Source organism: Ruegeria sp. HKCCD7255 (genome assembly GCF_013031565.1).
Taxonomy (GTDB): Bacteria; Pseudomonadota; Alphaproteobacteria; order Rhodobacterales; family Rhodobacteraceae; genus Ruegeria.
The window spans coordinates 270,416-286,209 of record NZ_WQAG01000002.1 but is presented as its reverse complement, the minus strand read 5'-3'; the positions used below and the strand labels follow the sequence as shown (position 1 = coordinate 286,209).

The 15,794-nt window shown below is 57.1% G+C and carries 12 protein-coding genes; 4 read left to right on the top strand and 8 right to left on the bottom strand.

The features are described 5' to 3' along the window. Positions 1–25: 25 nt before the first annotated feature. From GOX45_RS05100 to pyrH, 8 genes are all read right to left on the bottom strand, one after another. Positions 26–2,443: a DUF3772 domain-containing protein gene (locus tag GOX45_RS05100; protein WP_171098650.1), complete on the bottom strand. Its 2,418-nt coding sequence runs from the start codon at positions 2,441–2,443 to the stop codon at positions 26–28. Then, positions 2,443–3,477, bottom strand: a complete 1,035-nt coding sequence (locus tag GOX45_RS05095; RefSeq protein WP_171098648.1) for a cysteine synthase A — start codon at positions 3,475–3,477, stop codon at positions 2,443–2,445. The genes GOX45_RS05100 and GOX45_RS05095 overlap by 1 nt, the downstream gene beginning before the upstream one ends. 66 nt (positions 3,478–3,543) lie before the next feature. Further along, the gene (locus GOX45_RS05090; protein ID WP_171098646.1) at positions 3,544–4,662 is read right to left on the bottom strand and encodes an NUDIX domain-containing protein; all 1,119 of its coding nucleotides are present in this window, start codon (positions 4,660–4,662) and stop codon (positions 3,544–3,546) included. A 30-nt stretch (positions 4,663–4,692) separates the two neighbouring features. Next, positions 4,693–5,133 (bottom strand): TrgA family protein, encoded by a 441-nt coding sequence (locus tag GOX45_RS05085; RefSeq protein WP_171098644.1) that lies wholly within the window; start codon positions 5,131–5,133, stop codon positions 4,693–4,695. Between the two features lie 17 nt (positions 5,134–5,150). Further along, a complete protein-coding gene (locus tag GOX45_RS05080; RefSeq protein ID WP_171098642.1) occupies positions 5,151–6,359 on the bottom strand; it encodes a cyclopropane-fatty-acyl-phospholipid synthase family protein in 1,209 nt (402 codons plus the stop codon). A 69-nt stretch (positions 6,360–6,428) separates the two neighbouring features. Beyond that, positions 6,429–7,850, bottom strand: a complete 1,422-nt coding sequence (locus tag GOX45_RS05075) for a deoxyribodipyrimidine photo-lyase (protein ID WP_371808953.1) — start codon at positions 7,848–7,850, stop codon at positions 6,429–6,431. A gap of 51 nt (positions 7,851–7,901) precedes the next feature. After that, on the bottom strand, positions 7,902–9,128 hold the full coding sequence (locus tag GOX45_RS05070; RefSeq protein WP_171098641.1) for an aminotransferase class V-fold PLP-dependent enzyme: 1,227 nt from the start codon (positions 9,126–9,128) through the stop codon (positions 7,902–7,904). Between the two features lie 194 nt (positions 9,129–9,322). Then, a complete protein-coding gene (gene pyrH / locus GOX45_RS05065) occupies positions 9,323–10,072 on the bottom strand; it encodes a UMP kinase (RefSeq protein ID WP_171098640.1) in 750 nt (249 codons plus the stop codon). A gap of 97 nt (positions 10,073–10,169) precedes the next feature. Between pyrH and miaA the strand changes: the two genes are divergently transcribed. The 4 genes from miaA (at position 10,170) to GOX45_RS05045 (ending at position 15,713) form a co-directional block, all read left to right on the top strand. Beyond that, the gene (miaA, locus tag GOX45_RS05060) at positions 10,170–11,063 is read left to right on the top strand and encodes a tRNA (adenosine(37)-N6)-dimethylallyltransferase MiaA (protein ID WP_171099249.1); all 894 of its coding nucleotides are present in this window, start codon (positions 10,170–10,172) and stop codon (positions 11,061–11,063) included. A 330-nt stretch (positions 11,064–11,393) separates the two neighbouring features. Next, on the top strand, positions 11,394–13,064 hold the full coding sequence (locus GOX45_RS05055; protein WP_171098639.1) for an ABC transporter substrate-binding protein: 1,671 nt from the start codon (positions 11,394–11,396) through the stop codon (positions 13,062–13,064). Between the two features lie 125 nt (positions 13,065–13,189). After that, positions 13,190–14,236 (top strand): ABC transporter permease, encoded by a 1,047-nt coding sequence (locus GOX45_RS05050; protein WP_171098637.1) that lies wholly within the window; start codon positions 13,190–13,192, stop codon positions 14,234–14,236. A 13-nt stretch (positions 14,237–14,249) separates the two neighbouring features. Then, complete coding sequence (locus GOX45_RS05045; RefSeq protein WP_171098635.1) at positions 14,250–15,713, top strand: ABC transporter permease; 1,464 nt, start codon at positions 14,250–14,252, stop codon at positions 15,711–15,713. The last annotated feature ends 81 nt before the right edge of the window (positions 15,714–15,794 follow it).

Genomic DNA, 15,794 nt, shown 5'->3' with positions numbered 1-15,794 from the left:
CCTTTTGTTGGGCCTGCCACCACAGTCAGGTCTCGTCACCGGTGCCGGAATCCATATCCGACTCGCTCAGTTCGACCGGCGACTTCGAGGGTTCTTTCGGGGCCTCTGGATCCTTGGTTGCGGGTGGCTCAGAAGCCGCGCGCAGTACTTCGGCGTTACGCAGCCAGACATCGCGCTGTGCGAACGGGATCTCGATCTCTTCTTCTGTAAAGCGACGGTTGATCTCGTGGTTGATGTCCGACTTGACAGAGAGCATCCAGTTCACGTCGCGCAGGATCGCACGAATTTCAAAATCCAGCGAATCCGCACCAAACCCCTGGAACACAACACTCGGAGCCGGATTGGCCAGCACCATGGGGTGGGCATTGGCGATCTCACCCAATATGGCCTCGACCTTGCGCGTATCCGTGCCATAGGCCACGCCCACGGGAACGATCACGCGTCCGATTGTGTTGCCGCGGGTATAGTTGGTAACGACACCGCTGATCAGATCCGAGTTGGGTACAATGACATCCGACCGGTCGAAGGTCTCGATCCGCGTCGACCGGACCGAGATGTCGCGGACATAGCCCATCATCCCGTTCACATCGATCCAATCCCCTTTCGAGATCGGGCGCTCGACCAGCAGGATGATGCCTGAGACGAAGTTCGACACGATGGTTTGCAGGCCAAACCCGATGCCTACCGACAGCGCACCGGCCACGATGGCCAGTGAAGACAGATCGAACCCGGCCACCATGATTGCGACCAGCGCTGCCAGAAAGATACCCACATAGCCGGTCCCGGCTACAATCGCATTCTGCCCACCGGGATCTATTTTGGTCTTGGGCAACAAAGAACTGCGCAGCCCGCCCTGCAGCAATCGCGTCAGCGTATAGCCGATGATAAAGATCGCAACAAAGGTCAGGAAATTGCTGGGCGAAATGGTGACGCCGCCAATATCGAACCCTTGCAGAATACGCGTCCAAATCTCGCGCAAGTCAGTCTCGCGCGCACCCCAATAAAGCGCGATCAGAGGCAGAGAAAACAGTGCCAGCGCAAAACCGATAAGGACAGAGAACAAAGAATCCCGCGCGGCGTCGCCCTGCCCCGTAATCCAGCCATAAAGCATGCTGAAGAAGCGCTGAAAGATCACCAGCGCGCCAATCAGTATTAGCGTTTTGACCGTTGGAAACACGATGCCTTCGGCTGCATTCGTGTAACCGAATACGGCCAGTATCGGCGCAGCGATGCCCAGCAGAAACAAGGCCCGTCGCAGGATCTCGACCAATTGGCTGAACCCGGCCAAGGTGACCGGTTTCCCATCACTGTCCTGGGCATTGGGCCGCCGTATCCGCCGGATTCTCAGCAGTAGAATTGCGGTTCCCACAATCACGGGGAAAGAAACAACGGCCCGGGTTGCATCCGAGATATTCTCGATCTGCTCAAACAGAACGGCCATCTCGTGCAAGATCAGCATTATTGCAAGCAGATCGAGGTAGACCCGAAGCTCTTTGGTTGGCGCTTCCGAGAACCTTTTGAACCCTTGCGCCGCGCCCAGCACATAGGCCTGACGCCCGATCCAGTCATAGTAAAAGATCAACCAGGCCCAGTACGGAATTTGTTCTAGCAACAAAGCGCCGCGCAGACCCGGAATACCCGTCATCTTGACTGCGTTCACAAACGCGACGACCCCAAGCCAGGGCAGAAGGACACGCAGCAGCGAGACGACAAAGGTTCCGACACCGCTTCCACGTCCACCCCAATGGCGGATATACGCGCCGCCCTGCTCGGACCAGCGCCGCCCATAGCTGACAAGCACCACCGCCAACGCTACAAGCAGGAATATTCCCAGCCCACGGTTGCGAAGTTGTTCATGCACGACATCGGACGAGAGATTTCTGATAGTCTCGTTCCACAGACCTTTGGTCGCTTCGGTAAAGTCGACCCATGCCGGGCGCCAATTGGCTGGATTCAAGGGGGATGGGCCACGTTCCAGCAATTCCTTGGCCTGGCGTTCGCGCAGGATCTGGTCGATTTCATTGATCAGACCATTGGCCCGCGTAAACGCCTCCTCCGACACAATGCGCGGAACACGCAAGCTGTTGAGTTGGCTTTCAAGATGTTCGCGGAGTGTGGCTATTTCCTCAGGCTCGGTCGCGTCACCTTCGGGTTTCGGTCCCAACGCCTCAATCTGGTTTTGAAGCGTTGCGATACGCTCGGTATTGGCCCCACGCGCCCTGTTGAAATCCTCGCGGTACCCGTCCAGTTCTAGCCGCAGGTTTTCAAGCGCTGCTTCCGAGGCCCTGTTGGCCTCGATCACTTCTTCTGCGCGATCCGCCGTGCTCAGCCATTTTTGATAATACTCGCTTTGTCGATCCGACAGCTGAGCAGCGGCCATGCTGCTCAGACAGATCAACCAAAGCGTAAATAGACCAGCAAGCAGGCGAAATCGCCGTGGCATCATACGTCCTCGAAAACGCCGGGAATGCTGCGCGGTGCCTCGGTCATCCAGTCCGGCACAGGCAGTTCTTTCTCCCGCAGGAACTCGGGGTTAAACAGCTTGGACTGGTAACGCGTGCCATAGTCGCACAGGATCGTCACAATCGTATGGCCCGGACCCAGATCTCTGGCCAAGCGCACAGCGCCCGCCATGTTGATCGCGGTTGAGCCGCCCATCACCAGGCCTTCCTCGCGCAGAAGGGCAAAGATATAGGGCAGAGCCTCGTTATCCGTGACCTGATAAGAGTAATCCGGTGTGAACCCTTCGAGGTTTTTGGTGATCCGAACCTGTCCGATACCTTCGGCAATCGAGCCACCCTCCATCGCGATTTCACCAGTGGTGTAATAGGAATAGAGCCCCGCGCCCATCGGATCGGCTATGCCGATCTTGACGCCTTTTGGCTGCAGCACTTCGGCGACACCGGCCAATGTGCCCCCGGAGCCGACAGCGCAGACAAAGCCATCAACCTTGCCTCCGGTTTGCTCCCAAATCTCGGGCCCTGTGGTTTCCACATGTGCCTGCCGGTTGGCCACATTGTCGAATTGGTTCGCCCAGATCGCCCCGTTCGGCTCGGTTTGCGCCAGTTCTTCGGCCAGACGGCGCGAATAGTGCACGAAGTTATTCGGATTGCGATACGGAGCCGCCGGTACCTGCACCAGCTGCGCGCCGGCAAGACGCAGCATATCTTTCTTTTCTTCCGACTGGGTTTCCGGGATCACGATCACGGTCTTGAACCCCATCGAGGCCCCGACCAGCGCCAGACCAATACCGGTATTGCCCGCCGTTCCTTCGACAATGGTGCCACCGGGCTTCAGCTCTCCGCGTGCGATGGCGTCCTTGATGATGAACAGTGCCGCGCGGTCTTTGACGGATTGGCCCGGGTTCAGGAACTCGGCCTTGCCGAGAATTTCACAGCCGGTTTCCTCGCTGATACGACGCAGACGGATCAGTGGGGTGTTGCCAACGGCGTCGGCCAGGTCTCGTGCAATGCGCATGGCGCCCTCTTGTCTATTGGTAGTGCGAAAGATTTACAGGCCACCTGCCGTGACCACAAGCGGCGATCATGGCTGCCGCAATTGATCACGATGACGGGCCAACCAATGGGCCAAGGTCAGCAGAGGCAGATCCTTGAAGACATGGGTATCAACCATTTGCATAAACTCTTCATAAGGCAGGATTTTGCTGCGGATATCTTCGCCCTCTGACTGCAAGCCGCCGCTTTCGGTTGTTTCGGTCAGATCTCCCAGACCGACATAGAGATGGGCAAATTCGGTGGATGATCCGGTCGAGGAATAGGCCCCCCCGACATAATGCAGTGATGTCAGCTCGGTCTGTGCTTCTTCCATGGATTCGCGATGCACCGCTTGCTCAGGGGTCTCGCCCGGATCGATCATGCCTGCAACCGGTTCCCACAACCAGGGCTCGGGATCATCGATCAAAAAAGCCGGCGTGCGAAACTGTTCGACCAACAACACCAGATCGCGCAGCGGATCATAGGGCAGCAGAACCACTGCGCTGCCCTGCATCAAAGCACTGCGATGAAGTACCGGCCCCATAGTTCCATCGTGTTGACGATGTTGGAACTCGATCTCTTCCATCCCGAAATAGCCCAGATAGGCGCGTTTGTGGCTGTGTACGATAACGTCCTTCGCAACAGAGCGCGGATCATCGGTCAGCCGTTTGCGCGCCTCAAGCTTGGCCCAGGCGCGCATTCGAGCTGCCGGGAAAGCTTTGGCAATCTCGGCCGGAGAAAGGATACCGTATTGCGCCATGACGTCCTCGGCCGCCAGAACCGTCAATGCGCCCCATTCATCCGCCCAATCTTGCAAACTCCAAGGTTTGTCCGGCGTCCAAAGGTCCGGCGCGGGAAAAAACACCAAGGCCTGCGCGGTCTCTCCATCGGCCAATGCTATGGTTCGCGTATCCAAAGCATAGTCGAAACCACCTTCGTAAAAGTCCAACCTGTCGCGATCTTCCTGGCTCAAGCCGCGGACCAAAAGCCCCTGCGCCGCGCCGCCCGGCTTGGCCATGATCATCGGAAAGGACTGATCCTTCACGGCAAAGACCGCATGATCAGACAAAACAGCAGCTTCTGTTTGAAGATCGCCGGGTTCGCGGTTCAAAACGCGTTCAAGCAACGGCACGTGTTGCAGCGTGCCATAGAAAAACAAATCGGACAATGAATTAGATCCTGTGAATTGGAACAGCCACTATCGCCAGCGTCGATACGCGACTTCGGTCAGCAAGCCTGTGATGACGGCACCAATTGCGAGCGTCAACAGGATTTCCGGGGTGATCAGCTGTCGACCATATTCAACGCCAAGAGTGAATATCGCCAACACCGCGTCGAATGGTCCGTCATAGCGATGGCGCATGGCCAGGCGGAACATCTCATAGACGCCCTGAACAAACAGCCCCCAAAACACCAGAGCCGCTACCCCTGTCAAACCGTTGTTTACTGCCGCGACCCAACCGCGACCTGCACGTTTGCCCATGACCTTCCAACCACAGGCCAAACCAAGGCCCATATTCACATATGTGAAATAGCCATAGTCTTTGCCTTCTTCCCCATTCGCAATGATCATTGTCGAAACGATGAATGCGATCACCAGAAGGCAAATACCGGCGACAAGTCTATGGGCAGTGGGCATTTTGCTGTGTCCATCTGTTAGTTCGGCTTGGCTATTGTGATCTGTGTCACATCGCAATTGCCCGTGTCAAAGGCCGCGCCGCAAGCGGTCAAATAATAATTCCACATGCGGCGAAAACGCTCATCAAAGCCCATATCGGCGATCTGATCCCATTTGTCGTTGAACGTGTCGTACCAACGCCGCAGGGTCAGGTCATAACTTTTGCCGAACTCTTTCGATTTCACAACGTCCAGGCCTGCTTGCTGAACCTGCTCTCGCAGGACTGACGGGGCCGGAAGCATACCGCCTGGAAAGATATATTTCTGAATGAAATCAACGCTGTTGCGATAGATGTCCCAGCGATGATCTGCCACTGTGATGATCTGCAGAGTTGCCTGAGCCCCCGGTTTCAACCGTTCCCGGACCGTATCAAAATAGGAGGGCCAGTATCTCTCACCCACCGCTTCGAACATCTCGATCGAGGCGATGCCGTCATATTGGCCCTGTTCGTCGCGGTAATCTTGAAGCTTGAAGTTCACTTTGTCAGAAAGACCCGCTTTTTCAATGCGCTGTCGAGCGAACTTCAACTGTTCTTCGCTGATGGTCAAACCTGTGACCTTCAAGCCGCGCTCTTTGGCGGCATATTCGGCGAAACCACCCCATCCACATCCGATCTCAAGGATATGATCGCCAGGTTTTGCACCCATCTCGTCGACCATACTGGAATATTTGGCCGTTTGCGCCTTTTCCAGGCTCTCCTGACCCGTCTCGAATATGGCGCTGGAATAGGTCATAGTCTCGTCCAGCCACAAGGCGTAGAAGTCATTGCCCAGATCATAGTGGTACGAGATGTTTTTCTTGGCTTGCGCACGATGGTTGCGCTGTAGCCAGAACCGCAGGCGTTCATAGGCGCGCACAAGAAACTGACCGTTGAAATCGTCGTAGAACGCATCTGACCCCAGATGCACCAGATCCATGAAAGCGCGCAGGTCCGGCGTGCTCCACTGGCCTTCCAGATATCCGTCCGAAAACCCCAATTCACCTTCCCGCACCAATCGCGAAAACACTTCGGGGTCGTGAATGTGGGCCTCGGCAACAGGCCCCGGTTTGGGTCCTTCGACCCGGAAAACGCGCCCATCCGGCAATGCTATATCCAATCGGCCAGCTTCAAGCAGGCTGATCATTTTGAAGACTTGCGTGAAATACCTGGGCAGGTCTTTTTGCCCTTCCGTGGTGGTCAGTATCATCCGCTCTCCCCTTTGCGGTCGTTGCGTCAGGCTATGGTGGGATTCCGTTTCTGGCAAGTTTTCAGTTCCTTACTGGGATTTTGTGTTCTCATAACGCATCAATGCGCGCCGCCTGCCGTCTTGCAGATCAACCACAGGGTTGGGATACGGCGCGTCCGGCTTCAGCCCCCACGCGCGCGGAACCGCTTCGAAATAGGACAGAGCCTCGGCTCCCGGATCCGGTTGGCCTTCAGCAATCCAGCGGTGCAGATAGGCCTTGGTCGGATCAAACCGTTCGCGCTGTGTTTCAGGGTTGAAAATGCGAAAGAACGGCGCCGCATCCGGGCCCGACCCCGCAACCCATTGCCAGCCCATGGCATTTGATGCAGGGTCCCAGTCGGTCAGGCAGTCCGCAAACCAATCCATCCCGATGCGCCAATGCGTGATGAGATGCTTGGTCAGGTAGCTCGCCACAATCATGCGGGCGCGGTTGTGCATCCGCCCGGTAACATACATCTGCCTAAGCCCCGCATCGACCAGTGGTACGCCGGTGCGGGCCTGTTTCCACGCCACAACCACGGGCGCGTCCGGGTCTGTTTGCCAGTCAAAACTGTCCCATTCAGGTTTCCAGTTCTCGGTCAGCATGTGGGGCGTGTGAAACATCAGGTGATAGGCAAACTCGCGCCAGACCAACTGCCGCAGATATGCATCCGTGCGGCTTGCGCCCAAAAGACCTGCCTGTTTGACCCGGTGCCAGATCACGCGCGGGCTGATTTCGCCCAGTGACAGATACTCCGCCATATCAGAGGCCCCGTTGACGGCCAGCTGATCGCGCTGATCGGAGTAGTCACTGACATGCGTTAGAAAACGCTCCAACTGATCCAGCGCGCTTTCTTCTCCTGGTCGCACGTGAGGCCGCACAACAGATGCGCCCCGCCGCATGGCTGCGCCCAACGCCCATGCGCCCAGATCGTCTGACCTCGGCCAGCTTTCCGGCGCTGGCAGTTGGGGTGGCGCCGCAACCGTGGAAGACACTTCACGCCCCTGAACCGCGCGCCACATCGGCGTGAAGACACGGAAGGGCAGGCCCGCCTTTGTGGCGACATCCCAGGGCTCGAACAACAAGTGGCCCGGAAAAGACCGCGCGTTCAGCCCAGCCTCAGAGAAAAATGCTTTGACGTCTTTGTCCCGCGTGATCGAACCGGGATCATAAGCACGCGACCAATAGATGTCGGTCGCTCCTGTCTCGCGTACCACGTCTTGCAGCACATCCCGGGCCTTGCCGTTGCGCAAGATCAACCGACTGCCGCGCTTACGCAAGGCTGTATCAAAGATCTCGAGACCCAGTCCCAGACGCCATTTGGGCGCGGCGCCCAGAGCCTCGACAAGATCGTCGCAGATAAACAGAGGAACAATGGGTCGCCCGCTTTGCATCGCAGCGTGCAGGGCCTGATGATCGGTCAGGCGCAGATCGCGCCTGAACCACATGATGATGGGTTTCTGTCCTGTCACCTTATCCGCCCCGCCGTTTTTCCAGTGTTACGAAACAGGCCGGATATCGGATCACAAAACGCGATCAAGCGCCTCTAAAAGCTGATCTATTTCTTGTTTAGAGGTATAATGTGTGAAACTCAGCCGCAGCACACCCTTTTCCAGATCAACCCCCATCGCCTGCAGAGGCCGAACCGCATAGAAGTCGCTGCCTCCGGCCATGATACCATGCTCAGCCAGTTGAGCCGCCACGGGTTCCGCATCGGTATTCAGGGCCAATGCAACCGTCGGTGCGCGACACGTGGCGTCGGACGGGCCGATCAAGCGAACAGCATTGCGCGATTTGACCGCGTCCAGAACTGGTTGCAACAGCTCGACCTCATGCGCGCGCATCAGGTCATGCACAAACGCGCCGCGCTTGGCCGCACCTTCTGCGGGTCCACCGTGGTGATCACACAGTTGATCGAAGTAGTCCGCCATGCCCGCACTGGCAGCGACTTGCGCATGATCTGGCCCTGCTGGGGTGAAGCGTTTGTAGAGCACATCACCATTGAAGAAATGCGCCTGATTGGGCAGCAAATGCCCCAGATTGCGCCGGATGACCATGCAGCCCTGATGCGGTCCATAGGTTTTATAGGCCGAGAACAGATAGATATCGGGACCAAGATCACCAACATTGGGCAGACCATGCGGCGCATAAGACACGCCATCCACGCAAACGAAAGCCCCGGCCGCGTGCGCAATCGAAGTGATCTGAGTGACCGGGTTGATCTCGGCCACCACGTTTGAACAATGGGGAAAACAGACCAGACGAACCGAGTCATCCAGCAAGGTTTCCAGATCATTGGGGTTCAAAGACCCGGTATTGGGGTCAATCTTCCATTCGCGGATCTCGATCCCGTCCTCGGCCAGACGACGCCACGGACCCGAATTCGCCTCGTGGTCCTGATTGGTGACGATAATCGCCTCGCCGGGTTTCATCCACTGACGGAAAGCATTGGCCAGAACATAGGTGTTCTGAGTTGTCGACGGTCCAAAGCTTAGCTCATCGGTGTCGACACCCAGCATCGCCGCCAGGCGGTCACGTGCTTCGTCCATTTCAGCACCGCCCAGCGTGCTGGCCTCGAACGGCGAATAGGGTTGGACTTTGCGTTGCGTATAGAACCGCTGCAGCCGGTCGATCACGGGCTTGCAGGTATAAGACCCGCCCGCGTTTTCAAAAAACGCCTGACCTTGCAGTCTGGGTTCGGAAAAGGCCGGAAACTGTGCCCGAACGAATTCAATATCCAAGGTGCTCATCACACATCGCTCCTTCGTCATCTTCATGTCTATCGAAGGGCAGCCCGCCTGTTCTTCGGGGCTGCACCGAAAACAAGGCAGGTCTTCCAGCCAGCCGCGCCAGATGCACGGCAGCCCGCACCTCAATCCAAAGCGCAGACGACACAGATAAGCCCAGCGACGGTCAATCCGTCAACCCGTGAGGTCAGGCAGGCTTAGCCCTGAACCTTGGTATATGTCCCCTCACCCGCCAGGATGCCACGGAAACCGCCAGGCTCATCCAGACCAAAGACGATCAATGGCAGATTGTTGTCGCGCGCCAAAGCGATGGCCGAGGCGTCCATGACCCGCAGACGTTTGGCCAGAACATCGTCATAGGTCACCGTGTCATAGCGTACAGCATCCGCATGAACCTTGGGGTCCTTGTCATAGACACCATCCACTCCGTTCTTACCCATAAAGATCGCCTCACAGGCCATTTCGTTGGCACGCAGCGTCGCGGCGGTGTCAGTGGTGAAATAGGGATTGCCCGTTCCGGCGGCGAAGATGCACACACGTTGTTTTTCCAGGTGGCGCACGGCGCGGCGACGAATATAGGGCTCGCAGACCTCATCCATGCGGATGGCCGAGATCACCCGGGTGAAAACGCCGACCTCTTCCAGTGCCGACTGCATCCCCAGCGCATTCATCACGGTGGCCAGCATGCCCATGTAATCGGCCGTCGTCCGCTCCATCCCCTGTGCCGAGCCGCTCAGTCCGCGAAAGATGTTGCCGCCCCCGATCACCATGCAGATCTCGACGCCCATATCGTGCACCGACTTCACCTCTTGCGCGATACGTTGCACGGTTGGCGGATGCAGGCCGAATCCCTGATCTCCCATCAGCGCTTCGCCGGATATTTTCAGCATCACGCGTTTATAAGTTGTTTTTGGCGTCTCTGTGGGTTCTGTGGGGGAAAGGCTCATATTGCGCTCCGGGCTGGCACGGGGTTATTTTGCGCGCAAAATGAAGCAAAACACCCGCAGGTTCAATGCGGTTGCAACCGAAGTAAGGCGACCACCAATGGCCGATAGCAGCATGACCCGGCTGTGGGAGCAATTGCCAACGATCCCAAAGGACAAACCGGTGCTGATCGCGGGCCCGACCGCTTCGGGAAAATCGGATCTGGCGCTTGAGATTGCCGAACTGATTGGCGGCGTCATTGTGAATGCGGATGCCAGTCAGGTCTATGACTGCTGGCGCGTCATTTCAGCCCGCCCTTCAGTCGAGGATGAAGCCCGCGCGCCACATAAGCTCTATGGTCATGTTGCGCATGATCAAAGCTATTCAACCGGTCATTGGCTGCGCGAGGTCACGCCCTTGCTGCACGGTGGACCGCGCCCCATTATCGTTGGCGGTACTGGCTTGTATTTCACCGCTCTGACCGAAGGCATGGCCGACATTCCACCAATTCCGCCAGAAATCCGGGCCAAAGCCGATCAGCTTTCTTTGTCGGCGCTGATTGTCGGAGTGGACCTCAAGACGCTGCAAGGCCTGGACAGCAACAACCGTGCGCGGGTTCAACGTGCCTGGGAAGTTCAGGCTGCCACCGGACGTTCTTTGTCGGACTGGCAGGCCGATACCCCACCGCCGAGACTGGCGCTAACCCACACAGTGCCAATCGTTTTTGACGTCGAAAAAGACTGGCTTGAGCATCGGATCCGACAGCGTTTCGACAAAATGCTTAATATGGGTGCGTTAGACGAAGTCGCCGCCATGCGTAGCCGGTATGACCCGTCGCGCCCGGCTTGCAAGGCGATCGGCGTTCCCGAGCTTATGGCTTACCTTGAAGGTACCATGTCGCTGGATGACGCAAGGGAAAGAGCGACCATTGCCACACGACAATTCGCCAAACGGCAGCGCACATGGTTTCGCGCACGGATGAAGCACTGGCACCGGATAAACCCATTGGGTTGAGGGTCACCAAAACCAGCTAATAAATCAAACTGTTACCAGCCCGTCTGACCAACACCTGAAGATCCGGGCAGCACATCTTGTTGACACGCCCCTCAGAAAGCAGACACCGACATAGATGTCGCGCTATGGCGCTAACAAAAATTGAGGATGTCGTTTTTGTATCATTGATGTCGATTTCTCACATTGACCTCACGGATTTTCTGGTGCGGAATACGGCCATGGGGACGCGTGGAATCCGAAAAACAGAACTGTTGGCGCTGCTGTTGCTCACCCAAGGGTGTGCATAGCGCCGGATTCCACCAAGAACTACCGTGTCACAGGGAGACATCGATGACTAATCAGACACAAGTTGATAGCCCGGTCCATTGGGCCGCAGAAATGCATGCCAAGGAATATCGGGACGGCAACCTGAGCCGCCGCGAATTCATGGCGCGTGTTACTGCTCTGGGCGTTGCGGTACCAACCGCCTATGGCCTGATCGGCCTGCAGACACCCGCTGCCGCGCAAGAGCCGCAGCGTGGAGGCACCATCCGCTATCAGATGGAAGTACGCGCGCTGAAAGATCCGCGTACCTACGACTGGACGCAGATCGCGACCTACACGGCGGGCTGGCTGGAGTATCTTGTTGAATACAACAACGACGGTAGCTTTAAGCCAATGCTGCTGGAAAGCTGGGAAGCCAATGAGGACGCCACCGAGTACACTTTGAACGTTCGCAAAGGCGTAAAGTGGAACAACGGTGATGATTTTACCGCCGAAGACGTGGCTCGCAACATCACCGGCTGGTGCGACGGTGCGCTCGAAGGCAACTCGATGGCTTCGCGCATGGCATCGTTGATGGACGAAAGCACACAGCAAGCTGCGGACGGGGCGATCACCGTCGTCGACTCGCACACTGTCAAGCTGAAGTGCAACGCGCCGGACATCACCATCATTCCGGGCATGGCCGACTATCCGGCGGCGATTGTGCACAGCAGCTTTGATGCAAATGACATGCTGGGCAACCCGATCGGCACCGGCTTTATGAAGCCCGAAAGCCACGAAGTTGGCGTGAAAGGTGTTCTCGTTCGCAACGAAGATTTCGACTGGTGGGGCTATGAGGCCGGCAAAGGCGGCTATATCGACCGGATCGAGTTCATCGATTACGGCACTGATCCCGCAGCGTTTCTGGCGGCCTATGAGGCCGAAGAGATCGACATGAACTGGGAATCGGTTGGCGAATTTGTCGACATCTTCGACGGTATCGGCCTTGTACGCTCGGAAATCCCGTCTGGCTTCACCATCGTCATTCGTCCAAACCAGTTGGCTGAAGATGCAGATGGCAACAAGATCTATGGCGATAAACGCGTGCGTCAGGCTTTGGCCATGGCGGTGGACAACGAAGTCTGTCTGGAACTGGGCATGTCCGGCTATGGCATCCCGGCCGAGAACTGCCATGTGGGCCCGATGCACCCCGAGTTTGACTCGGCTGTAACGCGCATACCCTATGACCCGGCAGGCGCCAAAGCGCTGATGGACGAAGCGGGCATGGGCGATTTCGAGCATGAAGTTCAGTCGATCGACGATGACTGGCGCCGTAATACAACCGCCGCCGTTGTTGCTCAGCTGAACGACGCAGGGATCAAGGCCAAGCACACGGTCCTGCCCGGCTCGACCTTCTGGAACGATTGGACGAAATACGCGTTCTCGTCGACCAACTGGAACCACCGCCCGCTGGGCACGCAGGTTCTGGCGCTGGCCTATAAGTCGGGTGTTGCCTGGAACGAGTCCGGCTTTGCCAACGAAGAGTTCGACACGCTGCTGGCCGAGGCCAACTCTCTGGCTGACGTGGATATGCGTCGCGAGGTCATGGCCAAGCTACAGGCGATCATGATCGACGAAGGTGTAACCATACAGCCGTATTGGCGCACCGCGATCCGCCACCACCGTGACAACATGGTGGGTGTCGAAAAGCACATCGCGGATCTGCCGCAACTTTATAAGTTCGGCCTGACGTCCTAAGCCGAAACTTCTTAGCCGCGCCCAAACCCGGGCGCGGTTTTTTTGTCCTGACGACAGCGACCAAAAACAGACAGCGACGCGACAGGTAACATCAAACCTGCGCCAGCCTACCAACAGGGGCTAACATGGGACTTTTTATATTAAGGCGGGTCGGGATCATGCTGCTAACAGCATTGTGCCTGACATTCCTGGTATTTTACCTGACCAATCTATATCCCAACCTAGAAAAGCTTGCGAAGACGCAAGGCAACTTCCGCATGTCGGACGAACAGGTTGAAAGCTTTCTTGAAAAAGGCGGCTATCTGCAATCGACACCTGTGAAATACGGCGAATGGCTGGGCGTTCTGCCCTCGTATCGGCACACGAACGAGGATGGAACGGTTCAGGGACGTTGTATTCTGCCTGGCCAAACGGCGGAAGAATCTCCGAATTTCTGTGGCATCCTGCAAGGATACTGGGGCTACTCCACTGTCTTCAAAGAAGAGGTCTCGACCGTTGTTGGCAACCGCCTGGCCCTGACCGGGCGGCTGATGTTCTGGGTCATGCTACTGATGGTTCCGTCTGCGCTGATCCTGGGCATTCTGGCGGGTATGAAAGAAGGCTCGGCCACCGACCGGACGCTGTCGACCTTTGCCATCACAACGACGGCGACGCCGGAATATGTCTCGGGCGTGATCTTTATCGCGATCTTCACATCATCGGCGGTGGGTTTGAAATGGTTCAAGGGGACCGCCACGCAGGCGATGGAAAATCCGACTTTCGAGAATTTCTTCTTACCCGTGCTCACCATTGCGCTTTACGGGATGGGCTACATCGCCCGAATGACCCGCGCTTCGATGACCGAGGTGATGACCGCGCAATATATCCGCACTGCGCGGCTGAAGGGCGTGTCTTTCCCCAATATCGTCATGAAACACGCGCTGCGCAACGCGCTGATCGCCCCTTTCACCGTCATCATGCTGCAGTTCCCATGGCTGCTGAATGGTGTGGTGATCGTCGAGACCCTGTTTAACTACAAGGGGTTTGGATGGGCTCTGGTGCAAGCGGCGGGCAACAACGACATTCAGCTTCTGCTGGCGATTTCGGTCGTGTCGGTCTTTGTGGTTCTGGTGACACAGCTGATCTCGGATATCGGCTATGTCTACCTGAACCCACGTATCCGCATTTCATAAGGAGGGTGAGATTATGGACCCATTGACCTGGACCGGCTCAATCGCCTTTCTGAACCCCCTGCTGGGGATCGCTCTTGCCATCATGGTTCTGTCCATTCTGGTTTGGATCCTGGCCAGCATCGTGCTGCCAGAGCCACAGATGACGGTGAATCCGGATGGCACGCTTACCTCGGGCTCGGGGGTGCGGAACTTTATCCAATCGATGATGCGGCTCAGCTTCCTGGCCAGCGTCGGATTGGGAGTTGCCTATATCGTGCTGGGTGTTTTGTTGGGCACCGGCGCGGGCATCATCGGTGCGATGTCACAGCAATTCCTACCCGTTTGGGTGTCACTGATCATCCTCTACGCCATGTCGATCGCCTATAAGCGCAGGCTGGGCCTTTACGGCAAGCTCTTTGACAGCCCCATCGGCATGATCGGGTTTGGCCTTGTGATGTTCTGGGTCTTCACCGGCATCTTCGGGGCGATGGATCTGATCGTCACCCATGACCCGCTGTCGCAGGTCTCGGGTATGAAGAACAAGGTGCCTGGCACACCGCTGCCCGCATCCGAGGAAGGGGCTTATGCGTGGTACCTTCTGGGCGGCGACAACCTGGCCCGCGATGTATTCAGCCGGATGGTAAAAGGCGCCTGGATTGTGGTGCAAATCGCACCGCTGGCGACCATGTTTGCCTTCATGGTCGGGATTACGCTGGGTTTGCCCGCAGGGTATTACGGAGGGCGTCTGGATACGCTTCTGTCCTTCCTGGCCAACCTGATCCTGGCCTTTCCGGTGATCTTGCTGTTCTATCTGCTGGTCACGCCCGAAATCGTGGCAACAGGCGTGCCGAACTATATGGCGGCCATTTTGTTCGTGTTCCCGATCATCTTCCTGGGCGTTCTGCTGAATTCACGCTATTACACACGCCCGAAATTCCGAACGCCTTTGCTGATCGGAGTTCTGGGCGTTGCGGGATGGCTTTATTTGTCGCTGATCTCGACGGGGGGCTATGTAATCGACACGGATGACTACCGCATTTGGGGTTTGCCGACGCCTCTGGATCTGTTCGATATTCCCGGAGGTATCCTGGTGGTCTTTGTATCGGTGGTCTTTGTGAACTCACCCACCGTGTTCCGCATCGTGCGCGGCCTGGCGCTGGACATCAAAACCCGCGACTATGTAGCCGCGGCACAGACCCGGGGTGAAGGGCCCTGGTACATCATGCTGTGGGAGATTTTGCCCAACGCGCGTGGCCCGCTGATCGTCGATTTCTGCCTGCGCATTGGCTATACCACGATCCTTCTGGGCACATTGGGGTTCTTTGGGCTTGGCCTGCCACCCGAGAGCCCTGATTGGGGGTCAACGATCAACGAAGGGCGCAAGCTCTTGTCGATCTATCTGCACCCTGCCCTTCCACCTGCTCTTGCCTTGTTGTCGCTGGTTCTGGGTTTGAACCTGCTGGCCGATGGCCTGCGCGAGGAAAGTCTGAAGGATTGATGTGATCTGTACTGGGGGTTCTGCCCCCAGACCCCGGGATATTTTTAGCCAGATGAATGGGATCCCCGCATCTGGTGAGGA